The sequence below is a fragment of the Pseudomonas sp. CC11G genome (genome assembly GCF_056174845.1).
In genome coordinates, this window is record NZ_JBWBZC010000001.1 from 552,422 (window position 1) to 577,038 (window position 24,617).

Annotated in this window: 21 protein-coding genes and 3 pseudogenes; 10 read left to right on the top strand and 14 right to left on the bottom strand. The window is 63.0% G+C overall.

Going from position 1 to position 24,617, the window contains the following annotated elements; all coding sequences use genetic code 11:
* Nucleotides 1-71 precede the first annotated feature (71 nt).
* The 4 genes and pseudogenes from AC0V2S_RS02605 to AC0V2S_RS02620 all read right to left on the bottom strand — a co-directional run bounded on the left by AC0V2S_RS02605 (nucleotide 72) and on the right by AC0V2S_RS02620 (nucleotide 3,503).
* Complete coding sequence (locus AC0V2S_RS02605) at nucleotides 72-722, bottom strand: DUF6962 family protein (protein ID WP_475508379.1); 651 nt, start codon at nucleotides 720-722, stop codon at nucleotides 72-74.
* Nucleotides 722-2,011 carry a glutamate-1-semialdehyde 2,1-aminomutase gene (gene hemL, locus AC0V2S_RS02610; RefSeq protein WP_475508380.1) on the bottom strand — a complete coding sequence of 430 codons (1,290 nt, stop codon included), beginning with the start codon at nucleotides 2,009-2,011 and terminating at the stop codon, nucleotides 722-724. The genes AC0V2S_RS02605 and hemL overlap by 1 nt, the downstream gene beginning before the upstream one ends.
* A gap of 69 nt (nucleotides 2,012-2,080) precedes the next feature.
* Nucleotides 2,081-2,710 (bottom strand): thiamine phosphate synthase, encoded by a 630-nt coding sequence (gene thiE / locus AC0V2S_RS02615; RefSeq protein WP_475508381.1) that lies wholly within the window; start codon nucleotides 2,708-2,710, stop codon nucleotides 2,081-2,083.
* Nucleotides 2,707-3,503: pseudogene (locus tag AC0V2S_RS02620) on the bottom strand (hydroxymethylpyrimidine/phosphomethylpyrimidine kinase). Before AC0V2S_RS02620 ends, thiE begins: the two are co-directional and overlap by 4 nt.
* Nucleotides 3,504-3,783: 280 nt before the next feature.
* Here AC0V2S_RS02620 and AC0V2S_RS02625 point away from each other — a divergent pair.
* From AC0V2S_RS02625 to amn, 4 genes are all read left to right on the top strand, one after another.
* Entirely contained in the window at nucleotides 3,784-6,201 is a 2,418-nt protein-coding gene (locus tag AC0V2S_RS02625) for a hybrid sensor histidine kinase/response regulator (RefSeq protein ID WP_475508382.1), read from the top strand.
* A 222-nt stretch (nucleotides 6,202-6,423) separates the two neighbouring features.
* Complete coding sequence (locus AC0V2S_RS02630) at nucleotides 6,424-7,080, top strand: TetR/AcrR family transcriptional regulator (protein ID WP_475508383.1); 657 nt, start codon at nucleotides 6,424-6,426, stop codon at nucleotides 7,078-7,080.
* The gene (locus AC0V2S_RS02635) at nucleotides 7,077-8,732 is read left to right on the top strand and encodes an acyl-CoA dehydrogenase family protein (RefSeq protein WP_475508384.1); all 1,656 of its coding nucleotides are present in this window, start codon (nucleotides 7,077-7,079) and stop codon (nucleotides 8,730-8,732) included. Before AC0V2S_RS02630 ends, AC0V2S_RS02635 begins: the two co-directional genes overlap by 4 nt.
* Nucleotides 8,733-8,946: 214 nt before the next feature.
* Complete coding sequence (gene amn / locus AC0V2S_RS02640; protein WP_475508385.1) at nucleotides 8,947-10,419, top strand: AMP nucleosidase; 1,473 nt, start codon at nucleotides 8,947-8,949, stop codon at nucleotides 10,417-10,419.
* Nucleotides 10,420-10,513: 94 nt separating this feature from the next.
* Here the strand turns inward: amn and AC0V2S_RS02645 are convergent, their stop codons facing one another.
* A complete protein-coding gene (locus AC0V2S_RS02645) occupies nucleotides 10,514-11,548 on the bottom strand; it encodes an MBL fold metallo-hydrolase (RefSeq protein WP_475508386.1) in 1,035 nt (344 codons plus the stop codon).
* 83 nt (nucleotides 11,549-11,631) lie between these two features.
* On the bottom strand, nucleotides 11,632-12,660 hold the full coding sequence (ahr, locus tag AC0V2S_RS02650) for an NADPH-dependent aldehyde reductase Ahr (protein ID WP_475508387.1): 1,029 nt from the start codon (nucleotides 12,658-12,660) through the stop codon (nucleotides 11,632-11,634).
* 141 nt (nucleotides 12,661-12,801) lie between these two features.
* On the opposite strand from ahr, the gene AC0V2S_RS02655 reads away from it, so the two are divergent.
* On the top strand, nucleotides 12,802-13,425 hold the full coding sequence (locus AC0V2S_RS02655; RefSeq protein WP_475508388.1) for a pseudouridine synthase: 624 nt from the start codon (nucleotides 12,802-12,804) through the stop codon (nucleotides 13,423-13,425).
* A 133-nt stretch (nucleotides 13,426-13,558) separates the two neighbouring features.
* Here the strand turns inward: AC0V2S_RS02655 and AC0V2S_RS02660 are convergent, their stop codons facing one another.
* Both AC0V2S_RS02660 and AC0V2S_RS02665 read right to left on the bottom strand, forming a co-directional pair.
* The gene (locus AC0V2S_RS02660) at nucleotides 13,559-13,762 is read right to left on the bottom strand and encodes a DUF2788 domain-containing protein (protein WP_475508389.1); all 204 of its coding nucleotides are present in this window, start codon (nucleotides 13,760-13,762) and stop codon (nucleotides 13,559-13,561) included.
* 119 nt (nucleotides 13,763-13,881) lie between these two features.
* Entirely contained in the window at nucleotides 13,882-14,361 is a 480-nt protein-coding gene (locus AC0V2S_RS02665) for an Lrp/AsnC family transcriptional regulator (RefSeq protein ID WP_475508390.1), read from the bottom strand.
* Between the two features lie 438 nt (nucleotides 14,362-14,799).
* Here AC0V2S_RS02665 and AC0V2S_RS02670 point away from each other — a divergent pair, with 438 nt between their 5' ends.
* A complete protein-coding gene (locus AC0V2S_RS02670) occupies nucleotides 14,800-15,894 on the top strand; it encodes a DUF6515 family protein (protein ID WP_475508391.1) in 1,095 nt (364 codons plus the stop codon).
* A 102-nt stretch (nucleotides 15,895-15,996) separates the two neighbouring features.
* Here the strand turns inward: AC0V2S_RS02670 and AC0V2S_RS02675 are convergent, their stop codons facing one another.
* Together AC0V2S_RS02675 and AC0V2S_RS02680 are read right to left on the bottom strand one after the other, a co-directional pair.
* Nucleotides 15,997-16,884: a cation diffusion facilitator family transporter gene (locus AC0V2S_RS02675; RefSeq protein WP_475508392.1), complete on the bottom strand. Its 888-nt coding sequence runs from the start codon at nucleotides 16,882-16,884 to the stop codon at nucleotides 15,997-15,999.
* Entirely contained in the window at nucleotides 16,881-17,300 is a 420-nt protein-coding gene (locus tag AC0V2S_RS02680) for a polyribonucleotide nucleotidyltransferase (protein ID WP_475508393.1), read from the bottom strand. The genes AC0V2S_RS02675 and AC0V2S_RS02680 overlap by 4 nt, the downstream gene beginning before the upstream one ends.
* A 157-nt stretch (nucleotides 17,301-17,457) precedes the next feature.
* Between AC0V2S_RS02680 and hrpB the strand changes: the two are divergent.
* A pseudogene (gene hrpB / locus AC0V2S_RS02685) lies at nucleotides 17,458-19,991 on the top strand (ATP-dependent helicase HrpB).
* Nucleotides 19,992-19,999: 8 nt separating this feature from the next.
* On the opposite strand, the gene AC0V2S_RS02690 reads toward hrpB, so the two are convergent.
* Nucleotides 20,000-20,410, bottom strand: coding sequence for an endonuclease/exonuclease/phosphatase family protein (locus AC0V2S_RS02690; RefSeq protein WP_475508691.1), 411 nt, complete (start codon nucleotides 20,408-20,410; stop codon nucleotides 20,000-20,002).
* Between the two features lie 31 nt (nucleotides 20,411-20,441).
* A pseudogene (locus AC0V2S_RS02695) lies at nucleotides 20,442-21,287 on the bottom strand (endonuclease/exonuclease/phosphatase family protein); the annotation flags it as partial.
* Here AC0V2S_RS02695 and AC0V2S_RS02700 point away from each other — a divergent pair.
* Nucleotides 21,275-22,015 carry a substrate-binding periplasmic protein gene (locus AC0V2S_RS02700; protein WP_475508394.1) on the top strand — a complete coding sequence of 247 codons (741 nt, stop codon included), beginning with the start codon at nucleotides 21,275-21,277 and terminating at the stop codon, nucleotides 22,013-22,015. The pseudogene AC0V2S_RS02695 and the gene AC0V2S_RS02700 overlap by 13 nt on opposite strands.
* Here AC0V2S_RS02700 and AC0V2S_RS02705 read toward each other — a convergent pair.
* Both AC0V2S_RS02705 and AC0V2S_RS02710 read right to left on the bottom strand, forming a co-directional pair.
* Nucleotides 22,012-22,458, bottom strand: a complete 447-nt coding sequence (locus AC0V2S_RS02705; RefSeq protein ID WP_475508395.1) for a VOC family protein — start codon at nucleotides 22,456-22,458, stop codon at nucleotides 22,012-22,014. The two genes, AC0V2S_RS02700 and AC0V2S_RS02705, sit on opposite strands and share 4 nt — an antisense overlap.
* A gap of 43 nt (nucleotides 22,459-22,501) precedes the next feature.
* A complete protein-coding gene (locus AC0V2S_RS02710; protein ID WP_475508396.1) occupies nucleotides 22,502-23,161 on the bottom strand; it encodes a YciC family protein in 660 nt (219 codons plus the stop codon).
* A 160-nt stretch (nucleotides 23,162-23,321) separates the two neighbouring features.
* Between AC0V2S_RS02710 and AC0V2S_RS02715 the strand changes: the two genes are divergently transcribed.
* Both AC0V2S_RS02715 and AC0V2S_RS02720 read left to right on the top strand, forming a co-directional pair.
* Entirely contained in the window at nucleotides 23,322-23,795 is a 474-nt protein-coding gene (locus AC0V2S_RS02715) for an NYN domain-containing protein (protein ID WP_475508397.1), read from the top strand.
* Between the two features lie 176 nt (nucleotides 23,796-23,971).
* Nucleotides 23,972-24,583, top strand: a complete 612-nt coding sequence (locus AC0V2S_RS02720; protein WP_475508398.1) for a 3'-5' exonuclease — start codon at nucleotides 23,972-23,974, stop codon at nucleotides 24,581-24,583.
* Nucleotides 24,584-24,617 lie beyond the last annotated feature (34 nt).

Consider the following 24,617-nt stretch of genomic DNA (forward strand, 5'->3'; position numbering starts at 1 on the left):
AAGCAGAGCGGGCCAATGCCCGGCCGTCGGAACGCGACGGCCCGCGCATTATGGAATAAGCCGGGCGCTTGTTACAAAGTCTTTACCGACTTTTCTGCCCCGTCCGTCACGCCTTGGCGACTGTGCAACGCGAGCAGCAGCCAGGTCAGCAACGGATACGCCAAGCTTAGCAGTCCATGAAAAACGTCAACACGGCGCATGGGGCCGAGGTTTCCGTCGGTTCCCACCACCAGCCCGGCGACGATAAAGAGCGCTACCACACCGGCACCGGCAAGCAACGGCCCGCGTCCTTGAGTAAAGCCGGCGTATAGAAACAGCAGCAAGGTGACGAGGTTAAGTACGAGTTTGTAGCTATCCAGTACACCCAGGCGCTTGGCGCCTTCGAACAGCACGCTCAGGCTGATGATCACCCAGCACCAGCCCAGACGCTGCCAGTGCCAGCCGCGAATCAACGTCAGCGCCGCCACGCCCAGCGCCGGCAAGGCGAGCAAGCTGCTGGCCTGGCTGAGCTTGGCGTGCAGCGGTTGCCAGCTTTCGTCCACGCCAAAATGCAGCACGCCAACCACCGCCGTAGCGCCGGTCAGCAGCAACGCGGCGATGACTATCCACCACGTCGCCCGCAGGTTTTGCTCGCCCCAACGCGGGCTGCGCAGAATGCCGATCACGCAGGCCAAACAGGCCAGCGCCAACACTCCATCGGAAACGGCGGTGCTGTATTGCATCAGCGCAGGGCCGCGAAGGCGCGCTCTGCGGCGTCGAGGGTGATTTGCAGCTCCTTGTCGCCATGGGCGATGGAGGTGAAACCGGCCTCGAACGCGCTCGGCGCCAGGTACACGCCGCCGTCCAGCATCAGGTGGAAGAACTTCTTGAAGCGGTCGGCATCGCTGCTCATTACATCGTCAAAGGTGACGATGTCGTCGGCGCCGCTGAAGTACAGGCCAAACATGCCGCCGGCCTGGGTGGTCACGAACGGAATGCCCGCCGCGTCGGCGCGCTGTTGCAGCCCGTCGAGCATACGGGTGGTGTAAGCGGTCAGCTCGTCGTGGAAGCCCGGGCGGCGGATCAGGTTCAGCGTGGTCAGGCCGGCGGCCATGGCCAGCGGGTTACCCGAAAGGGTGCCGGCCTGGTAAACCGGGCCGAGCGGGGCGATCTGCTGCATGATTTCGCGCTTGCCGCCAAAACAGCCCACCGGCATGCCGCCGCCGATGATCTTGCCGAAGGTCGACAGGTCCGGCGTCACCCCGTAGTAAGCCTGGGCGCCGCCGAGGGCGACGCGGAACCCGGTCATCACTTCGTCAAAAATCAGCACCACGCCGTGTTTGTCGCACTGCTCGCGCAGGCCTTCGAGAAAGCCCGGCGCCGGCGGCACGCAGTTCATATTGCCGGCCACCGGCTCAACGATGATGCACGCCACTTCCTTGCCCACTTCGCTGAGCATTTTTTCCACGGCCGCGATGTCGTTGAACGGCAGGGTCAGGGTGTGTTTGGCGAACGCCGCCGGCACGCCAGCGGAACTCGGCACGCCTTGGGTCAGGGCGCCGGAGCCGGCTTTCACCAGCAGGCTGTCGGAGTGGCCGTGGTAGCAGCCTTCGAACTTGATGATGCTGTCGCGGCCGGTGTAACCACGGGCCAGACGAATCGCGCTCATGGTCGCTTCGGTGCCGGAGCTGACCATGCGCACCATCTCCATCGACGGCACGATCGAGCACACCAGCTCCGCCATCTCGGTTTCCATGGCGGTTGGCGCGCCGTAGGAGAGGCCGTGTTCCAGCTGCTTGCGCACGGCGTCGAGCACGTCCGGGTGGCTGTGGCCGAGGATCATCGGGCCCCAGGAGCCGACATAGTCCACGTACTGCTTGTTGTCTTCGTCAGTGACGTAGGCGCCGACTGCATGTTTGAAGAACAACGGCGTGCCGCCGACGCTGCGGAACGCACGCACGGGCGAATTCACGCCGCCGGGAATGTGTTTTTGCGCGCTGGCAAACAGGGCTTCGGAACGGGACTGGGTCATTGGGCAGACTCCTTTTAACTGAACAAGTGGAGGCGGGCAGGGCAGGCCTGCGTCCTCAGAATTCGATGGTTAAGACTGAAACAGGGCGCTAAAGGCGCGAGCGCGGCGGTTAACTTCCTGGGCCGTGTCGGCGCTGAACAGGGCGTGGATCACCGCCAGCAGGCTCACGCCGCCGGCAATCAACGGCGCCGCGTTGTCCAGGGTGATGCCGCCAATGGCACACACCGGCAACTGCACCCGCGCACGGGCTTGTTGCACCAATTCCAGGGTGGCCGCGGGGGCGCCGGGTTTGGTCAGGGAATTGAAGAAGCGGCCAAACGCGACATAGCTGGCGCCTTCGCGGGCCGCCTGTTCGGCCAGTTCAAGCTGCGACAGGCAGGTGCCGCCGATGATGGCCTTGCGGCCGAGCAGGGCACGGGCCACCGAGAGCGAACCGTCGCCTTGCCCGAGGTGCACACCAACGCCCAGGCGGGCGGCCAGTTCGGCGTCGTCGTTGATCAATAGGCTCGCGCCGTAGCGCTCGCACAAGGTTTTCAACGCTTCGGCTTCGCGCAGACGGCGGGCGTCGTCGTTGCTCTTGTCGCGGTATTGCAGCAGCGTGGCGCCGCCGTCGAGGGCCGCTTCCACGTAAGGCAACAGTTTGCCGCCGGCCAGCAGTTGGCTGTCGGTAATGGCATAGAGGCCGCGCAAGTTGCTCATGAACAGAAGTCCAACGGCAGACGACGGGGAACGTATTGGCCGCGCCCGAGTTGTTCAGCATCGCGCAGCGTGCGCCAGGTGTAGGCGAGGGCAGATTCCACTGCGCTGGCCAGGTTCTCACCCAAAGCCAAACGGCCGGCCAAGGTACTGGCCAAGGTGCAACCCGAGCCGTGATAGCTACCCGGCAACCGCTCGCAGGTAAAGGTGTGCTGACTGCCGTCGCGGCTGTACAGGCGGTTATGCACCTGGATTCGTCGCCATGGCCGCCAGTAATCAGCAAGTGCTGAATAAACGGCAGCAACTTGGCGGCGCATTCATCGGCGGTGCCATCTGGCAGCTCGGCGAGAATGCGCGCTTCCGGCAGGTTCGGCGTGGCGATGGTGGCAATCGGCAGCAAACGCTCGCGCATCGCAAAACCCACTTCGTCTTTACCCAATGCGCCACCGCCGCCGGCACGTAGCACCGGGTCGCACACCAACGGCACGCCCGGCAGCTTCTGCATGATTTCCAGCACGGTTTCCACCATCTGCACCGAGCCCAGCATGCCCAGTTTGACGGCAGCCACCGGCAGGTCGGCGATCACGGCGTGGGCTTGGGCCAACACCCATTCGCGATCGAGCACGCGGAAGTCAGTGACATTGACGGTGTCTTGCACGGTCAACGCGGTTACCGCTGGAGCGGCGTGGCAGCCTTGGGCAAGCAAGGCTTCGATATCGGCCTGAAGACCGGCGCCACCACTGGGGTCGTGGCCGGAAAGGCAGAGGACAACGGGGCGGGAGGTATAGGTAGTCATGGTGCGCGAGCTTATCACTTTTCACCTTTTTTGCTGCAGGGCGCGCAGCGGTTTCAGTTGGCCGGTGGTGAGATGCCGGCCGCCCCGCGCAAGGCACCGGCGTTTTCCGACAGCAGGTGGCCACTATTGCTGCTGGCACCCGCCGTGCCTTGCTGGCGGCGGCTTTCAGCGTCAGACGGCTATGCTAGAGTGGCCCCCATTTGAATAAATCAGGCCGGCGTGGTGACGTCGCTACGGAGATGGGGCTCCGACGTCACCCGCCAGGCCCTTGCGGGGCAGCATGCGCTACGGTCTTTTACTTCTTTTGTGTTTGTTGACGAACCTGGCTCACGCGGTCGAGTTCGACGAGCACACCACCCAGCTTGTTCTAGGGCAAGAAATGGACGTGTTCGAGGATGTGCGCGGCGACGCCACCATCAACGACATCACCTCGCCAGCCCTGCAAGCCAGCTTCCGCCGCCACAACAAACCGGTGCTCAACGCCGGTTATTCCCACTCGGTATTCTGGCTGCGCATCGACCTCGCCTACCGCCCGCAAGACCTGCTCGGCCAGCAGCCGTGGTTGCTGGAACTGGCCTATCCGCCGCTGGACCACCTAGACCTCTACCTGCCTGACGGGCGCGGCGGTTTCCAATTGGCGCAACGCACCGGCGATGCCCTGCCGTTCGAAAGCCGGCAGATCAAACAGAACAACTACCTTTTTGAAATCAACCTGCAGCCCTACCAGCCGCAGCGCGTGTACTTGCGTGTACAAAGCCAGGGTTCGATTCAGGCGCCGCTCAATCTGTGGTCGCCGAAAACCTACATGGAGCAGATTCCCGGCCGTATCTACCTGCTGGGCATCATCTATGGCGTGCTGCTGGGCATGCTCATCTACAACCTGTTTATCTTCCTCAGCGTGCGCGACCCGAGTTACCTCTACTACATCCTCTATATCGCCTCCTTCGGCTTGTACCAGGTGTCGGTCAACGGTGCCGGCATCGAATACTTCTGGCCGGACAACCCATGGTGGGCCAACGCCTCCACGCCGTTTTTAGTCGGCTCGGCGGCTCTGTTCGGCAGCCAGTTCGCGCGCAGTTTCCTGCACACCTCCGAACACAGCCCGTGGATGGACCGCACCTTGCTGGCGATCATGGCTGTCGGCGCGCTGGTGATGGTGCTGGCGCTGACCGTCAGCTACAGCGTGTCGCTGCGCCTGGCCACCTATCTGGCGTTGCTGTTCACCATCGTGGTGTTCTCTGCCGGGCTGCTGGCCTGGCGGCGCGGCATGCGCGTGGCGCGGTACTTTATCTTCGCCTGGACCACCTTCCTGATTGGCGGCGTGATCAACACCCTGATGGTGCTCGGCTATTTGCCGAACGTGTTCCTCACCATGTACGCCAGCCAGATCGGCTCGGCTATCGAGGTGGGCTTGCTGTCGCTGGCCCTGGCGGATCGCATCAACTCCATGAAGGAAGAGCGCGCACGCATCCTCTATGACTCGGGGCGCAAGCTGGAAACCCTCAACCTCGAGCTGGCCAACAGCAACCGCCTGAAAGACGAATTCCTCGCCACCGTCACCCACGAGCTGCGCACCCCCATGAATGGCGTGATCGGCTCGCTGGAGCTGATGCAAACCGTGCCCATGGACGTGGAATTGGAGCAATACCAGAAAACCGCCAGCGCCTCGGCGCGCGACATGATGCGCATGGTCAGCGACATTCTCACCCTCACCGAACTGCAAGCCGGCAAGCTCTACCCGTGGCGCGAGCCGTTCAGCCTGCGCGGCCTGTTCGGCGGCCTGCGCACGCAATTCGCTCAGCGGGCCGAAGAAAAAGGCCTGGGCTTTACCCTGGAAATGGACGAAACCCTGCCCGACACCCTCGAAGGTGACGCCGGCAAACTCAGCCAATGCATCGGCTATCTGCTGGATAACGCCATCAAATTCACCCCCGGTGGAGCGGTTACCTTGCGCGTGGCGGCGGCCGAGCGCGGTCGTGAAGGGCTGATCTTGAAAGTCGGCGTGCTCGACAGCGGCATCGGCTTCAGCACCCCGCAGGACGGCTCGCTGTACCAACGCTTCCACCAACTGGACGGCTCCATGACCCGCGAATACGGCGGCCTGGGCGTCGGCCTGGCCATCTGTCGCAAGCTGGTGGGCCTGATGGGCGGCGGCTTGAGCCACCAGTCGGAAGTGGGCGAGGGCAGCAACTTCGAACTGACCGTGCCGTTGTTTCTCACCGGTAATGCTGCGTCTACGGCAAGCGCGCCCTCGCGCGAACAACCACGCCGCGGCGGCGGCCAAGCCCTGCGCCGCCCCGAGGACTGCACCGTGTTGGTGGTGGAAGACAACGGCATCAACCAACTGGTAATGCGCGGCATGCTGCTCAAGCTTGGCTACCGCGTGCGCTGTGCCGACAACGGCGCAGACGCCCTGGAACTGCTGCGCCGCGAAACCGTGGACGCCGTGCTGCTCGACTGCCAGATGCCGATCATGGACGGCTTCGCCACCTGCCGCGCCCTGCGTTCGATGCCCACCTGCGCCGAGTTGCCGGTGCTGGCCATCACCGCCCACAGCCACAGCGGCGACCGCGAGCGCTGCCTGGCGGCGGGAATGAGCGACTATCTGGCCAAGCCGGTGAAGTTCGAAGCGTTGCAGGCGCTGCTGCATGACTGGTTGTTGTGCCTTGAAACGCCGGTGCCGGTGCGTACTCCGTAACGCTAGCGCTGCTACCCCACACCGTCGTCCCCGCGCAGGCGGGGACCCAGAATCTCCCGCCGTACCCACGTCCTCGCTCTATCCAGCACTCTGGATCCCAGCCTGCGCTGGGATGACGGTGTCTGGGTTTTGCTTCAACGTTCCCCTTCTTTGGCCAGAATGCCACTTCTTCCAAACTCTGAATCATGATTCACTGCTTCCAAATGAATCAGGATTCAGACTATGGCCTACCGTCACAGCGCCGCCCGTATCGACCGCGACTCTGAGCTGCGCGAGCGCATTCTCGATTGCGCCTTGCTGTTGGTGGTGGAGGGCGGTTTTGCCGCGCTGACCATGAACACCCTCGCCGAGCGCGTCGGCATCGCCACCGGCAGCCTGTACCGGCACTTTCGCGGCAAGGGTGAATTGGCCGCCGAGGTCTTTGCCCGTGCCAGTCAGCGTGAAGTGGATGCCATGGCCGCTGCCCTGCAATTGCCCGGCAGCGAGCCGGCGCGAATGGCCGGCGCCTTGCAGCAATTCGCCGCCCGCGCCTGGCAAAGCCGGCGCCTGGCCTTTGCCCTGATCGCCGAGCCGGTCGACCCGGAAGTAGACGAACGCCGTCTGGAATTCCGCGAGGCCTACGCCGCGCACCTAAGCACTGTCATCGAGCAGGGCGTGCAGTCCGGCGCCTTTCGCACATCGTCCGTTGCCGTCAGCGCCGCCTGCCTGGTGGGCGCCATCAGTGAAGCGCTGGTCGGCCCGCTGTCCCCGCAAGCCCGCGCCGCCCGTGAGGCAGGCCAACCCACACAAGAATTGGCGGACGTCAGCGCCGCTTTGGTTTCTTTCTGTTTGCGCGCGCTCTCTTCCGAACAACAAAGCGCTGAGGAGTTACTGCCATGAACAACCACGCCGTACTCGCCGAAACCCACGAAGTCAGCAACCAGCCGCCGTCGCTGGATGGCATCAACCTGTACCGCGCCGACCTGCCGCTGCAGGAATGGACGCGCCACTTCGGCGGCGCCTGGGCCAACGACCGTATCGACGCCTATGGCGCCCTGGCCGGCGGCCCGCTGATGGCGGCCGGTTTTCTCGCCAACGAAAACAAACCGGTGTTCAAAAGCCACGACCGCTATGGTCACCGGATCGACGTGGTCGAGTTCCATCCGGCCTATCACCAGCTGATGCAGGCCGCCATCGAGCACGGCCTCACCTCGCTGCCCTGGACCGACCCGCGCGCCGGCGCCAACGTCGCCCGCGCAGCCATGAGCTATATGCACAGCCAGGCCGAAGCCGGCAGCGGCTGCCCACTGACCATGACCTACGCCAGTGTGCCGGCCCTGCGCATTCAGCCAGACGTCGCGGAAATCTGGCTGCCAAAAATCCTCGCCACCGAATACGACCCGCGCAATCTGCCGATTGGCCAGAAGGCCGGCGCGACCATCGGCATGGCCATGACTGAAAAGCAGGGCGGCACCGATGTGCGCGCCAACACCACCCGTGCTTATCCCGTCGGCATGCCGGGGCCTGGGCAGGCGTATGAACTGGTGGGCCACAAGTGGTTCTGCTCGGCGCCGATGTGCGATGCCTTCCTTACCCTGGCGCAGACCGACAAGGGTTTGAGCTGCTTCCTGCTGCCGCGCCATCGCCCGGACGGCACGCGCAACGAGTTCTATATCCAGCGCCTGAAAAACAAGTTGGGTAACTGGTCCAACGCCTCCAGCGAAGTGGAATACCGCGGCGCCCTGGCCTGGATGCTTGGCGAAGAAGGCCGCGGCGTGCCGACCATTATCGAGATGGTGTCGATGACCCGCTTTGACTGCATGGTTGGCTCCAGCGCCCTGATGCGCCAAGCGCTGAGCCAGGCCGCGAACCACTGCGCGCACCGCAGTGTCGGCGGCCGGGTGCTGAGCGAGCAGGCCCTGATGCAAAACGTGTTGGCCGATCTGGCTTTGGAAAGCGAAGCCGCCATTGCCCTGAGCATGCGCATGGCCAAAGCGCTGGATAACGCCCACGACGAACAAGAGGACAAATTTGCCCGCCTGGTAACGGCCGTGGGCAAGTATTGGATCTGCAAACGCGCGCCGGCCATGATCAACGAGGCCGCTGAATGCATGGGCGGCGCGGGGTATGTGGAAGACAGCATTCTGCCGCGCCTGTACCGCGAAGCGCCGGTGAACTCCACGTGGGAGGGCTCCGGCAACGTGCAATGCCTGGACGTGCTGCGCGCATTGTCCAAAGAGCCGGGCGTGCTTGATGTGCTGTTCACTGAACTTGGCGACGGTCATGGCGATGCGCGGTTGAAGGCCCATATCGAAGGCCTGAAAGCGGGCTTCCGCGACACGGCCGATATCCAATACCGCGCCCGCCAACTCACCGAAGACGTAGCCGTCGGCCTGCAGGCCAAGCTGCTGCTCGAAGGCGGCAATGCCGTGGTGGCCGATGCCTTTATCGCCAGCCGTCTGGGGCAGGGTGGTCGCGTTTACGGCACCTTGCCGCGTGGTGTGGACGTCGAGGCGCTGGTGGCGCGCAGCACGCCGCATTTGATGGGGTGATAAGGGCGCTCTCCTTTGAGTGCGATGTACCTGGATCCCCGCCTTCGCGGGGATGACGGGGTTGTATGAAGGACCACCGTCATTCCCGCGAAGGCGGGGATCCAGACTACTGAGGGTGCAGCAGATCGTCCGGTAGTCGCTGTTTCGGTTCATGCCTTTTGTTGTCGATGCAGGCAAGATAGGCCACATGCGAGTCCAGACAGGAAGGCCGATCGTGACCAGCAACACCGAAAACTTTGTAATCGCCTACACCCCGGAAGAAGCGGTGGACCGCCTGGCCGCGCTGCATCAGCAGGCCGTCGAAGGCCTGAGCCAGGCACTCAAGGCCTATCTCAAAGACCGGATCAAACCCGAGCCCGACCAGCGCGACCGCTTCCGTTACCCCGAGCTGCGCCTGACCTACCAAACCCAAGGCGAAGTGCCCACCACCATCCGCGCCTACGCCAAGGTGCAGGTGCCCGGCACTTACAGCGTCACCGTCACCCACCCGGCTGCCTTTCGCAAATATCTGCTCGAGCAGCTGCGCCCGTTGATGAACGACTTCACCGTGAAGGTCGAAGTGGGCGTTAGCCAGCAGAACATTCCGTACCCGTACGTGGTGGAAGCCGGCGATGAACTGGCCGGCTCCGGGGTCACCGCCGCCGAGCTGTCGCGGGTCTTCCCGAGTACCGATCTGTCGGCCGCCACCGATGGCATCGCCGACGGTCTGTACGACTGGCAAAACATCGACCCGCTGCCCCTGGCCCTGTTCGACGCCGCCCGCGTGGACTTCTCGCTGCGTCGCCTGGTGCACTACACCGGCAGCGACTGGCGCCATGTGCAGCCGTGGATTCTGCTGACCAACTACCACCGCTACGTCGACCAATTTATCCGCCACGGCCTGGCGCAACTGCGCGACGACCCGCGCTTTGTGCGCATGGTGTTGCCGGGCAACGTGATCATCGAACGCGGCACCTCAGAAGAAGATGCCCAAGCCGTGGCCGATGCCGTGGTGTGGCACCGCTACCAGATGCCGGCGTATCACCTGATCGCTTCCGATGGCCATGGCGTGACGCTGGTGAATATCGGCGTCGGCCCGTCCAACGCGAAAAACATCACTGACCACCTGGCCGTGCTGCGTCCGCATTGCTGGCTGATGATTGGTCACTGCGGTGGCCTGCGCCAATCGCAAACCATCGGCGACTACGTTCTGGCCCACGCCTATATGCGTCGCGACGGTATTCTGGATCGGGTAGTGCCGCCGAATATCCCGATTCCGGCCTTGGCCGAAGTGCAGTTGGCGTTGCAGGAAGCGGCAGCGTCGGTAACCGGCGAACGCGGCGAAGCGCTGAAGCGCCGGCTGCGCACCGGCACCGTGTTGACCTACGACGACCGTAACTGGGAACTGCGCTGGGCCCAGGAGCGGCCGCTGATCAACCTGGCCCGTGCCATTGCCGTGGACATGGAAAGCGGCACGATTGCCGCCCAGGGTTATCGCCTGCGGGTGCCGTACGGCACGTTGCTGTGCGTATCGGATAAACCGCTGCACAGCGAAATCAAACTGCCGGGCGCGGCGGGGGCGTTTTATGAAAGAGCGGTGAGCCAGCATTTGCACATCGGCATTACCGCGCTGGATTTGATGCGCACTCAACTCGACTCGCTGCACTCCCGCAAATTGCGCAGCTTCGACGAGCCGCCGTTCCGGTAAGTAAGCGCTCACTCCTGGAATTTCCTTTTCCAGGAATCGAGGCTAAAGCCTCTCCCACAAGTGACCTCATTTCCTTGTGGGGAGGCTTTTGATCTTACGGCACCAACCACGTATCCCCAGGCTGCGGCACGCGGAACGTCTGCGGATCCACCTCCTGTTCCTGCAACGCCGCCGCCAGATCGGCCGGCGGCGCGAACTGGCCTTCGTCGGTCAGGCGGAACGTGCCGAAGTGAATTGCCAGACTGTTTTTGGCCTGCAATTGCCGATGGGCCTGCACGGCATCGTCGGGGTTCATATGGTGGTCGCGCATAAACCAGCGCGGCGCATAAGCACCGATCGGCAGCAGGGCAAACCGCATCGGGCCGAAGCGCTCGTTGATCAGTTTGAATTCCGGCCCCAATCCGGTATCGCCGGGGAACAACAGCGGTCCGCTCGGCGTTTGCAGCACAAAGCCCAGCCACAGGGTGTGGTTAGTATCGCTGCGGGTACGTGACGACCAATGCTGCACCGGCACGCCATGCACGGTGAGGGCCTCGCTGATGGTCAGTTCCTGCCACCAATCAATCTCGGCCACATCGGCAAAACCGGTCTGTTTAATCAGCTCGCCATTGCCCAAACCGGTCACCACTTTTGCGGTCGGAAAGCGCAGGGCCAACTGGCGCAGGCTTTCCAGGTCGAGGTGGTCGTAGTGGTTATGGCTGACCAGAATCAGGTCAATCGGCGGCAACTGCTCAATGCTCAGGCCCGGTTCCTGAAAGCGCTTGGGACCGATAAAGGTGAACGGGCTGACGCGCTTGGACCACACCGGGTCGGTGAGAATATTCAGCCCCTGGGTCTGCAACAGCACCGTGGCGTGGTTGATATAGGTAACTTGCAACTCATCGCCCGGCACCCGTTCGCGCACCACGGGCGGGGTTTTCAAAGCGGGCTTCGCCACCCAGGCGTCGGTCTTCTCGCGGTTGAGTTGCCACTTGAGCAGATCACGCAGGCTTTTTTCGGCGGTGGGTTGGATATTGTGAAAGCGCTCGCCATCGAAGTGGTCGCTGGCGGGGCCTTGGTACGCGGAGTTATTACAGCCGGCCAGAGTCAGCAGGCTCAGCAACCAGGTAGGACGAAGGTTACTTGGCATCGAGAAAAAACTCATGCGGGGGAGATGCAGGCAAACCTAGCATGGCGCTTGCGGTTTGCCTGCCCCCTTACACGTCTTGCAATCTACTTGCTGGCGTCCAGCACCACGCGGTAGCGGGCCTTGCCGGCACGCAGATGGTCGATGGCCTCGTTCACCTTGCTCATCGGGAACATCTCCACCTGCGGCACGATCTTGTGGCGAGCGCAGAACTCAAGCATCTTCGCCATGTTTGACGGCGAGCCCACGGGCGAACCGGAAATGGCTTTCTGCGCCGGAATCAGGCTGAACACATGCACCGGAATCGCGCTCGGCACGATGCCGACAAAGTGCAGACGACCACGGCCGCGCAGGGTGGCCATCAGGCTGTTCCAGTCCAGGTCGGCACTGGCGGTTACCAGCAGAAAATCCAGGGTGCCGGCAATCGCCTTCATCGCCGCGGCGTCGGTGGAAGCCACCGCATTATGGGCGCCCAGACGCTTGGCTTCTTCCTGCTTGCTTGGCGAGGAGGTAAAGGCGGTGACTTCACAGCCCCAGGCATTGAGGAATTTCAACGCCAGGTGGCCGAGGCCGCCAATGCCGACCACGCCAACGCGGTCTGTCGGTTTGATACCCAGCTCCAGCAACGGGCTGAACACCGTGGAGCCCGCGCAGAACAGCGGGCCGGCCAGGCTTGGGTCGATGGCCTCAGGAATTGGGATAGCCCAGGCCCAGTGCGCGCGTAGGCGATCAGCAAAACCGCCGTTGCCGCCGATGATGGTCGGCTGCACGGTACGGCACAGCTGGTGCGAACCTTCCATGCACGAGGCGCAATGCATGCAGCTGCCCTTGTTCCAGCCGATACCGACACGCTGGCCGAGTTTCAGGCCGCGCACCTGGTCGCCCACGCGCACCACGGTGCCGACCACTTCGTGGCCCGGAATAAACGGATAACGGGTGCGGCCCCATTCGTTGTCGATCATCGACTGGTCCGAATGGCAGATGCCGCAAAACTCCACGGCCACTTCCACGTCCTCGGCGCCCAGTGGGCCCGGGTCGTACTCGTAGGCTTGCAACGGTGCGTTGGGCGCGGTGGCGGCCCAGCCGGTGAACTTCTGAACGTCGGACGTGCTCATGCAGGGGTTCCTTTGTTAGGTGGCAGCGCAGCGCAGCAGCATAACGATAGACGGCATTGGACGGCGCGCGATAAGCCAGGCTGATGGTGCTGTATGGCCTCGGGTTACACTGTGCCGCCCGCTTGCTCACCCGGATTGTTTATGGCCCGCCCACCTCGTCCTCCCGCCAAACCCGCTCGCCTGGCACCGCGCCGTGTCGCCAAGGCGCCACCGGCCGAGCCGAAGCTGCTGCTGTTCAACAAGCCGTTCGACGTGCTCACCCAGTTCAACGACGAGCAAGGCCGCAGCACGCTCAAGGATTTTATTCCCGTGCCCGGCGTATACCCGGCGGGGCGCCTGGACCGCGATAGCGAAGGCCTGTTGCTGCTAACCAACGACGGCCAGCTGCAAGCCCGCATCGCCGACCCCAAGCACAAGCTGGCGAAAACCTACTGGGTGCAGGTGGAAGGTGAGCCGAGCGAGGAACAGTTGCAGCGCCTGCGCGATGGCGTGGAACTGAATGACGGGCCGACCTTGCCAGCCGAAGCCCGGCACTTGCCCGAACCGCAGTTGTGGGAGCGCAACCCGCCGGTGCGGTTTCGCAAAAGCATTCCGACTGCGTGGTTGGAGCTGGTGATTCGCGAAGGGCGCAATCGCCAGGTGCGGCGAATGACGGCGGCGGTGGGGTTGCCGACGTTGCGGTTGGTGCGGGTACGGATTGGGCCGTGGAGTATTGAAGGGTTGGGGTTGGGGGAGTGGAAAGAGGTGGAGGCGAAACTGTGCTGAATCGTAGGTTGGGTTGAGCGGAGCGAAGCCCAACGGGGGGGGCGGATTTTAAACGGCGCTTTTTTCAAACGGAGACCGAGATGTTGGGCTTCGCTTCGCTCAACCCAACCTACTCGGCTAGCGTTGCTCGGCTCTAGAAACCTTCCAGGCTTCCAATCACCACGGTCTTGATAATAAAGCCCAGCACGCCCAGGCCCAGGGCCAGAAAGAGAACCATGGTGCCGTACTTGCCGGCTTTGGATTTTTTCGCCAGGTCCCAGACGATAAACGCCATAAAGACCACCAGGCCGCCGACCAGGATGATCATCATCCACTCTTCAAACTTTTCCGGTTCCATCACAACCTCGGGTATTGGCCAGACTCAAACACATCGCCCAGGCCGCGCGGCCGGGTCAAGGGCGGCGATTATACGCCAGCGCCTGGCAGCAGAGCCTCTGCTTCGTCGCCGCAGCGTGTTCAGGTTCTTAGATGCTGCAACGGCAATTGAGTGCTGGAAATCACCTGGTTAAGCACAAAGCTCGACTTCACGCTGGTCACCCCTTCAATGCGGGTGAGCTGGCCGAGCAGGAATTTCTGGTAGTGGTCCATGTCCGGCACCACCACCTTGAGTTGGTAGTCGGCGTCCATCCCGGTCACCAGGCTGCACTCCAACACTTCCGGGCATTGGCTGATCACCGATTCGAAATGCTCGAAGCGTTCGGGGGTGTGGCGGTCCATGCCGATGTTCACAAAGGCGGTCAGACTTAGCCCGAGCTTTTTGCGGTCCAGCAGGGCCACCTGCCGCAGGATATAGCCGTCGTCTTCCAGCTGTTTCACCCGCCGCGAGCAGGGCGAGGGCGATAAACCGATGCGTTCGGCCAGCTCCTGATTGGAGATGCGCGCATCGCGCTGCAACTCGGCAAGAATGTTCAGGTCGTAGCGGTCCAGGTTGTTCAAGATGGCGCCCCTTTCGTTTCTGATTGCGCAACATGGTGCGTTAGTGGAGAAAGATTGCGCAAGTCATAACTCGATCAGCAATCTTCGCAATCATCTGTCGCCTGCCCAGGCCTACACTTTCCCTCAAGTTAAATGACCCGGACGCAAGTCCAACTGGCCCGCCCAATCAGGCGCACCAGAGCCGCCGACCCCACCGGGTCGCCCACGGCACCCGGGTCCGCACCGCCCAACCAGGCGGGCGACACAGGCAGCGACACAATCGCTAGCAGCGGACGAAGTTTAAAAGGGGGCCCTCGCGAGGCCCCCTTTTTATTGGGCGCATGCAACTCCGTATTTGGCCGTTGTCGAAGTTGTTACCAATCGGCTACAACTGCCCGCCGCTCAACGATAATGACGGCAGGCCGTTCGCGGTAACCGCCCCCCTCGGAGTAGAAGTTCATGAAGTCGCAGATCTGGCGCCTGGCAGGTGTAAGCGTCCTTTCCCTGGCGATGTTTGGCAGTGCGCTGGCCGACGATGGCCCTGACGCACGTGCGGTGTTTGGCGGTGGTGGCGGCGGTTCGCAGCGCGATCAGGGGCGCGGCAATTCTGGTGGCGGCAATAATCAGGGCGGTCATCAGGGCGGCGGCAATCAGGGTGGTGGCAACCAAGGCGGCGGCCAGTCCCGTCCGCAGCAGCAACAAGGCCCGCAAGGCGCCAGCCGCACCCTGGGTGGCAGCAGCCCGCAACGTGATGACCACCGCCCCGACGGCGGCCAGGGTGGTTATGGCGGTGGCTACAACAATGGCGGTTACAACCAGGGCGGCTACAACCAAGGTGGCTATAACCAGGGCGGCAACAACCAAGGCTATAACGGCGGCCACAACGGCGGGCGTGACGACGATGACGACCATCGCGGCCGCCCCAGCAACAACCAACCCCAAGGCCCTCAAGGCCCCAGCAAACAGCTGGGCGGCAAGGCGCCACCGCCGCGTGAGCAATGGCACGGCGGCCGTCCGGACGGCGGCTGGGGCCCGGGTCCGCGCTGGCAGCCGGGCTATCGGGTAGACAACATTCCACAAGGTCGCTGGCGCGTGCCCCACGGCGGCATCGACTACTACTACGCCGACGGTTACTGGTACCGCCCCTATGGCCCGAGCTACATCGTGGTCACCCCGCCATACGGCGTGCGTGTGCGCACCTTGCCGTCCTATGCCGAACAAATCTGGATTGGCAGCGCGCTGTACTTTATCGCCGCCGGCACCTACTACCTGTACCAGGCCGACCGCCAGGAATACGTAGTCACCAGCCCACCCACCCAGGTCACCAGCAACAACGGCTGGCAGGGCAATGGCTATGACGTGGTGGCCTATCCGGCCCGTGGGCAGAGCGAAGCGCAGGTGGCTCAGGACCGCTACGACTGCCACCGCTGGGCCGTCAACCAGAGCGGCTTCGACCCGTCGCAAGCCAACTACGCGCCGGCGGCGAATGTGGCGGATGTCTATCGTCGGTCGTTGGGTGCCTGCATGGCAGGGCGTGGTTATAGCGTGAATTGAGAAGATCAAAAACATCGAGGCTGAAGCCTCTCCCACAAAGGAAAATGCGGTGCCTGTGGGAGAGGCTTTAGCCTCGATTGGCCGGACCTGAAAACGCAGACCTTAACGGGCTTTCACAACTTCCTGCGGGTCGGCGTGCACCAGCACTTCGGCCCGCGGATAAGCCGCAACAATCGCCTTCTCCACGTCTTCACACAGCCCATGCGCCACCGTCAGGCTCAAGTCCCCCGGCAACTCCAGATGCAATTGCACAAACCAGTGCGAGCCGGAAATTCGCGTGCGCAAATCATGGGCGCCGAGTACGCCGGGCACCTCGCAGGCCAGTTTCAGCATCTGCGCGCTCACATCCACCGGCAGCTCTTCATCCATCAGCACGGCAATCGCCTCGCGCACAATCTGCACCGCGCTCCACAGGATGTAGACCGAAATCCCCAGCCCGAACAACGCATCCAGTTGCTGCCAGCCAAACCAGGCCAGCACCAGGGCGGCGAGGATGCTGCCGTTGAGCATCAGGTCGGAGCGGTAGTGCAACGAGTCGGCGCGAATGGCCGTAGAGCCGGTAATGCGAATAACCCGGTACTGAAACGCCAGCAACGCGACGGTCAACGCCAGCGACAGCAGCATCACCGCAATACCCAACTCCGGCGAACCCAGCGGCTCGGGGTGGCGCAAATGCTCCACCGCCTGAATCGCCACCAGCACCGCACTCACCGCAATAAACAACGCCTGGGCAATGGCCGATAACGCCTCGGCTTTGCCGTGGCCATAACGGTGATCGTCATCGGCCGGGCGCAACGAATAGTGCACCGCCAACAGATTGAGTAACGAGGCGGCGCCGTCCAGCAGCGAGTCGGTCAGCCCCGCCAACAGGCTGACCGAGCCGCTTAACCACCAGGCCACACCTTTGGCGACGATCAGAATGATCGCCACCGTCAGCGAGGCAAAAGTGGCCTGACGCAGCAGGCGCTCGTGCGCCTGGCTCAGTTTCATGCGGCGGGTTGCAGACCGAAGGCGGCCAGTTGTTGCAGGCTGCCTTTGTGCTGGATCAGACGCGGATCATCCAGCGGCAACGTGCGGCCGGTTTCGGTTTCGATCAGGGCTTTGAGACGCACGTTGTCGACCTTGCCATCGGTGCCGATGGTGTCCTGCAGTTTCTGCGGGTCGATTTGCGCGCTCTGGCCTTCGGGGAAATAGATGGCGCCGGTGGCGAAGTCGATACCGAACGCGATCAGGCCGGGAATGATATAGAACAGCAGGCCGATGGCATCGAGGCCGGCAACCACCGGGTCGATTTTGCCTTCGATCTGGCCACGACGATCAGGGAAAAAGATGCTGCCGCAGGCAGTCAATTGCGTGAGCAAAGCAACGATCAAGGCACCGCCAATAACACGAGACTTCATGTGCATAACTGCATCTCCACTGAAAAAAAGTTGCGCAACTATACAAGCGTTCACCACCGTCTTGCATGAGTAAGACCGCAGGCTCAGGCAAGCCGTTCGCCGTTATACTCGCCGCCTCACTTTGCCTGTTGCCAATGACCTTTCCATGTCTACGCCCCTGACCTTGCAAGCGCTGCCCATCGACGCCGTTTTACCCGCTCTGCGCGCTGCCCTGGCCGAGCGCCACGAGGCCGTGCTTGAAGCGCCGCCCGGCGCCGGTAAAACCACCCGCGTGCCGTTGGCGTTGCTCGATGAAAGTTGGTTGGCGGGGCAGTCGATCATCATGCTCGAACCCCGTCGTCTGGCAGCGCGTGCGGCGGCTGAACGCTTGGCCAGTGAGCTGGGCGAGGCGGTCGGCAATACGGTCGGTTATCGCATTCGCCTGGAAAGCAAAGTGAGTGCGGCAACCCGTATCGAAGTGGTCACCGAGGGCATTCTTGCGCGCCGTTTGCAGGATGATCCGGCGCTCGAAGGCGTCGGCCTGGTCATATTCGATGAATACCACGAGCGCTCTCTCGATGCCGATCTGGCCCTGGCCCTCACCCTCAATGGCCGCGCCTTGCTGCGTGATGACCCGCCGCTGAAAGTGCTGCTGATGTCGGCGACATTGGAAGGCGAGCGTCTATCTGCGCTGCTGGATAACGCCCCGGTGGTGCGCAGCGAGGGGCGCATGTTCCCGGTGGAAACCCACTGGGGTCGTCCGTTCCAACCGGCTGGCCCGTATGCCAAAGAAGGGCTCGAGCCGCGCGTGGTGCAGACCGTGCTGCAGGCCCTGAACGACGAACCCGGCAGCGTGCTGGTGTTTCTGCCGGGGCAGGGCGAAATCCGCCGCGTCAACGATCAGCTCGGCGAGGCCCTGAACGGGCGCAGCGACATTCTGCTGTGCCCGCTGCATGGCGAACTCGACCTCAGCGCCCAGCGCGCCGCCATCGAGCCGGCGTCCGCTGGCAAACGCAAAGTGGTGTTGGCCACCAATATCGCCGAGACCAGCCTGACCATCGACGGCGTGCGTGTGGTGGTGGATGCCGGCTTTGCCCGGGTGCCGCGTTTTGACCCCGGCAGCGGCATGACCCGCCTGGACACCCAGCGTATCTCCCGCGCCAGCGCCACGCAGCGCGCCGGCCGGGCCGGGCGTTTGCAACCGGGCGCCTGTTATCGCCTGTGGTCGCAAGCGCAGCACGAGCAGATGGCCGCCTACGGCAGTGCCGAAATCCTCCAGGCCGACCTCGCTGGTTTAGCGCTGCAACTGGCGCGCTGGGGCGTGACTCCACAGGAACTCGCGTGGCTAGACGCTCCGCCAAGTGCCTCCTATGCCCAGGCGCAAGACCTGCTGGTGCGCCTCGGCGCCTTGCAGGACGGCGGCCAGCTGACGCCCCATGGTCAAGCCATGGCAGAGCTGCCGGCCCATCCGCGTATCGCTCATCTGCTGTTGCGTGGCCAGGCGTTGGGCTCGGCAATCTGGCCTGCGATGTCGCGGCCTTGCTCGGAGAGCGGGATATCCAACGCGGTGGCGGCGCAGATCTGCACAGTCGCCTGGCGCTACTCAGCGGCGAAGAACGCGGCCATCGAAGCGGGCAGGGCGGTGTGCAACGGGCACGGCAACTCTCTAAGCAATTTCGCAGCTACCTACGCGGCAAACCCACTGAGCCCGTCAGCGATCCCGACCACCCGCGTTGGCTGGGCGCGCTGTTGGCGTTTGCTTACCCGGACCGAGTCGCCCAGCAACGGCGTGCCGGCGGCGGCGAATACCGCCTGGCCAACGGCCGCGCCGCGCAGTTCGGCGAACCCGATGCATTGATGAAACAACCCTGGCTGGTGGTCGCCGAATTGGGCAGCCGGCAGGGCCAGCGCGAGGAACGCATCTACCTTGCCGCCGAGCTGGAGCCGACGCTGTTCGACAGCGTATTGCGCGAACAAGTGAACGTGCGCGAAGAGCTGGAGTGGGATGAACGCGAAGGCGCGCTAAAGGCCGAACGGCAATGGCGCGTCGGCGAGCTGGTGCTGAACCGTGAGCCACTCAAAGACCTCGACGAAGCCACCCGCAGCCGCGCCTTGCTTAGCTTAGTGCGGCGCAAGGGATTGGAGCTGCTGCCCTGGACGCCCGAGCTGCGCCAATGGCAGGCGCGAATCGCCCTGTTGCGGCGGCTGGATCTGGCTAGCGGCACCACAAGCGAATGGCCGGACGTGAGCGACGCAGCGCTGCTGGCCAGTCTGGAAAAATGGCTGCAACCGTATCTAGGCAAGGTCACTCGCCTGAGCCATTTCGGCAATCTCGACCTGCACAACATGCTGCAAACCCTGCTGCCCTGGCCGCTGCCGCAGCGCCTGGAAGAGCTGGCGCCCAAGGCCGTGCAAGTGCCTTCCGGTTCACGCATCGGCATCGACTACAACGAAGAACCGCCGGTGCTTGCGGTGCGCATGCAGGAGCTGTTCGGCCTCGCCGACACCCCGCGCATTGCCGGCGGCCGGCAGGTGGTGAAGTTGCATCTGCTGTCACCAGGGCGCAAGCCGGTGCAAGTGACGCAAGACCTGGCCAACTTCTGGCGCAGCACGTATGCCGAGGTGAAGAAGGAATTGAAGGGGCGGTATCCGAAGCATTACTGGCCGGATGATCCATTGATTGCCGAGCCCACGGCGCGCGCCAAACCGCGGCGCTAAGCCTGCGGTTATTCCGCGCGTTTTTCCGGGAGCAGGAACCGCGCTATCAACGGCAAGTGATCGGAGATCCGCAGCGTATCCACCTGCCGCACATTCGCCGCCACGCGCTCCAGCAATGGGCTGTGGAACAGGTAATCGAGGGTCCGGTCTGGCCCGCTCACCTGCGGGTCGTTGGGGAAGTGCGTGTACCACGCCGCCTGATCCGGGCCGCTGGCTTCTTTCAAACTGGGAATCATCGGGTACTTGCGCGCCAGTACCTGCAGCTCGGTGTCGGCCGCGTACCAGCCGCGCTGGCGTTCCGACAACCGCTGGAATTGCCCCGGCGGCAACAGGTTGAAATCCCCGCCAATCACCCACGGCGTCTTCGCGTCGCTCAACGCTTGCAACTGCTCGTCGATCATCGCCACCTGACGTTGCATGGTGTCGTCGCCCTGGGCGAATGCATCCAGGTGCGTGTTGATGACCGCCAGTTGGCCGCCGCCACGAATCGGCAGGTAGTTCACAACAGCGCGCGCTGAGGTTGAACTGGCGGGTGAGCGGGTCGGCCGATGGTTGCGGCAGTTGCAGGCGCTCGGCCTGGCTGATGCGAAAGCGGCTCAACGTGCCGAGCTTCATCCCCACGCTGCCGCGAATTTTCGGGTGCGGTACAAAGTCGGCCTTCCAGTAAAACGCCTGGCTGCTGCACGGATAAAGGTCGGCCAGACGCTCCAGTAAAAGCGCCAGCTGGTTCTGGTAGTCGGTGGCTTTGGTGTTCTCGTGCAGCTCTTGCAGCAACACAATATCGGGCTGCTCATCGCGCAGAATCCGCACCACTTCGTCTAGGCTGTAAGCCAGGTCGGCGGCTGTGGGGCGGGTGTCCGGGCCGCTGCCGTCGGCCAGGTCGTACCAGAACACGTAGCGCTTGCCGGCCAGGTATTGCACGTTCCAGGTCATCACCTTGAGCGCCTGGCCTGGCTGCAAGGTGGCGGTGTTTACATCGCAGCTCAGCGGCGCCGCTTCACGGTCGGCCGGGTGCCAGGTGACGCTGTACACGAGCACGGCGAGGGCAATGCCAAGGAGCACGACAAGCAGCAGGATTTTGCGAAACGGGTGCGTGCGAAACAAAGGCATGGCAGGGCCAAGTGGCAAAAAGGGTGCGAGCCGGAGCATAACCGAGCCGGGCGTTTTAGCCCAAATGCGCGCGGGCATCTGGCGAATGTCACAAAAGGCCCTGTAGATTACTGCGCAGTTGTACGACCTCCGTGGTGCGCTCAGGCGGGTCGTTATCAGAACAAGGACAATAAATGCGCTGGTCATTGCTGTTGATCACTTTGCTGTGTCAGCTCGTGCTTGCCGACGACCGTGCGCCATTGCGGGTAATGACCGATTTGTGGCCGCCGTTTCGCATGCTCGATGCGCAAGGCAATCTGGTCGGCCTGGATATCGACGTACTCAACGAAGTCGCCCGGCGCAGCGGCCTGCAGTTCGACATCAAACGCGCGCCCTGGGCCCGTGGGCTGGCCGACCTGCAACAAGGCCGCGCCGACCTGATGATCGGCCTGGCGAAAACCCCCGACCGCGAACAGTACATCCAGTACCTGTCCCGTCCTTACTACGCCTGCGCGCCGCGTTTCTACACGGCAGCGGGCGATGCCGCGCAGTTGCAGGACTACGGCGATCTGAAAGACAAAGTGGTCGGTTTCGTTCACGAGTCGGCGTACTTCCAACCGTTCGACTCGGACGCCACGCTGCTCAAACGCGGGGTCAATAACGAGCAGCAGCTGTTGCAGATGCTGTCGCGCGGTCGATTGGCCGCCATCATCGGCACCGACTGCCAGGTGGATTTCGAACTGCTGCAACCGCAATACGCGTCGACCATCGCCAAGGCGCGTTATCAGCCCGATGCGCGTACGGAGTTGTTTATTGGGTTCTCGCGGGTGCGGGCGCTGTTGAACGAAGAGACGTTAATGACCACGGCCCTGCAGCAGATGCTGGAAGAGGGCTGGATCACTCGCCAAGCCCAGCACTACCAAGCGCAACGTTAAGGCGCGATGTCGTCGTTGCTCGGCTCCACATAAATCTCATACAGCGATGTCGCCTCCCAGTAGGTGGCCTCGATCTTGTGGCCGTCCAGGTCGCGAACGAAACAGCCGTAGTACTGCTCGCCGTAATGCGGCCTGGGGCCGGGAGGGCCGTCGCCACTGGCACCGGCCGACAGGGCTGCGGCGTAGAAGGCATCGACCGACACTTTGTCCTGCGCCACAAAGCCGATATGGGTGCCGTTGCCGACACTGGCCGGCTGGCCGTCTAGCGGAGTCTGCACCCAGAACTCCGGGTACATGCGGCCGTAAGCCACGGCGCCTGGGTGCTCCATGACCCGCTTGCAACCCAGGGTCGCCAGCACGCGGTCGTAGAACACCAACGCGCGGTCGAAGTGATTGGTGCCGATGGAAAGGTGGGAAAGGATGCTGGGATTGGCATCAGCCATGGAACAGGCTCCGGGAAAGGCTTCCCCTGAGCCTAGCTGGAAATCAGCCGCGCGCCGTTTCGCTGCTGATCAACATAAACAAACGAAAGGTCACCACGCTGGCGAACAGCTGCAAGAAGCCGTTGCCGCAATCCAGGGCGAACAGCAGCACGTCGTTGTCCTTGCCGGCGAGTTGGTAGCTCAGCAAGTCCAGGGCCCACAGCGGCACCATTACGCACAGCAGGCAAAGCATTACGCGGGCGAAGTGGCCGTTGGTTTGAATAAAGCTGTCACGCATGGCCGCCAGCGGCGACAGCCCGCGCAGCACCAGCAGGTATTCGGAAAAGGCCAGTTTCACCAGCACATACAAACCGGGCAGCAGCATCAGGCTGATGCCCACCATGATCAGCAAGGTGCTCAGCGCCGCCAGCACGGCAAAGCGCGGCCACAGGCTCAGGGCCAGCGCCCAAACGTTGGCCAGGCGCGGTTGCTCGCCATTGCTGCGCGCGGCGAGAAAAATGATCAGCGAGCCGGTGTACAGCGGGTAGAACAACAGGCCCACCACCACGCTATAGGCCGGCGAGGTGTCCGGCCCGCTGTTACTGGCCAGCACATACTGCGCCAGGCTTTCGAGCATGATCAGGGGCAGGCACAGCACAGCGATGGTCGCCAGGTTGCGGCTGAAGAAAAACCAGGCATCGCGAATTACGGGCAAAGGATTCATTGCAAAGGTCACGGCAGCGAAAGCAAGGGCGCCACTTTAGCCGAAGGGCGGCGGGCCTCCAATGTACGAATTGTGGCGACCGGTTAGCACATTGGTGCCGCTATTCATGGCGCCCTGATGGCATACTGCCCACTGTTTGGCAGCCCCAGGAGTCAGGCTGGTGAAAAGAATCGCCGTGTTCGCCGATGTGCAGAACCTTTACTACACCGTGCGTCAGGCCCATGGCTGCCACTTCAACTATGCCGCCTTGTGGGCCGATATCAGCCAGCATGGCGAGATCGTCGAGGCCTACGCCTACGCCATCGACCGCGGTGACCCCAAGCAGCAGCAATTCCAGCAGATCCTGCGCAACCTGGGTTTTACCGTAAAACTCAAACCGTACATCCAGCGCAGCGACGGCTCGGCCAAGGGCGACTGGGACGTGGGCATCACCATCGACATCATGGACGCCGCCCAGCGCGTCGACAGCGTGGTGCTGGCCTCGGGTGATGGCGACTTCGATATGTTGCTCGACAAGGTGCGTAGCTATGGCACCGAGGCGGTGGCGTATGGGGTGCCGGGGCTGACGGCGCAGTCGCTGGTGCGTGCGGCCAGTCGTTATGTGCCGATCGAAGGCGCCTTACTTCTGCGCTGATGGCCGCGTTGGTTGGGTTGAGCAAAGCGAAGCCCAACGATTCGCCGCCATACGCCCCAACGCCGATATCAATCAGGACGGTGACACGGCTCCTCGTTCTGTTTGGCATGGTGTAGGGGCGAGTTTCTCCGTATCGTTGGGCTTCGCTGCGCTCAACCCAACCTACGAGACTCTCTGTGGAACCCATCGCTGTTATCGACTTTGAAACCACTGGCATCTCCCCTGGCCAGAATTGCCGTGCCACTGAAATTGCTGCGGTGATTGTCGAAGACGGGCGCATTGTCGGGCGCTACCAGAGCCTGATGAAAACCGGCGTCTGGGTGCCACCCTTTATCGAAAGCCTTACCGGCATCAGCAACGCCATGCTGCGCGAGGCGCCGCCGGCCGATGAAGTGATGGAAGCGGTGGCCGAATTCGTCGGCACTATCCCGTTGGTGGCGCACAACGCCTCGTTCGACCAGAAATTCTGGGACGCCGAACTCAGCCTCATCAAACGCCAGCGCGTGCAATCCTTCGCGTGTTCCATGTTGCTGGCCCGGCGTTTACTGCCCCAGGCGCCGAACCACAAACTCGGCACCCTCAACAGCTGGGCGCGTCTGCCGGTTACCGGCAAGGCTCACCGGGCCATGGCCGATGCGGAAATGGCAGCTAACCTCACTCTGTTTATGGCCGGTCAGTTGCGCGAGCAACACGGCATCCACAGCATCTCCCATAGCCTGCTGTGCCGCCTGCAGAAAGTGCCGGCGAAGAAAATCAGCGAAGCCCTGCTGCTGGCGCGCCATGGTTGAGTGAGCGGCGAACAGGGTAAACTGCCGGCCTCTT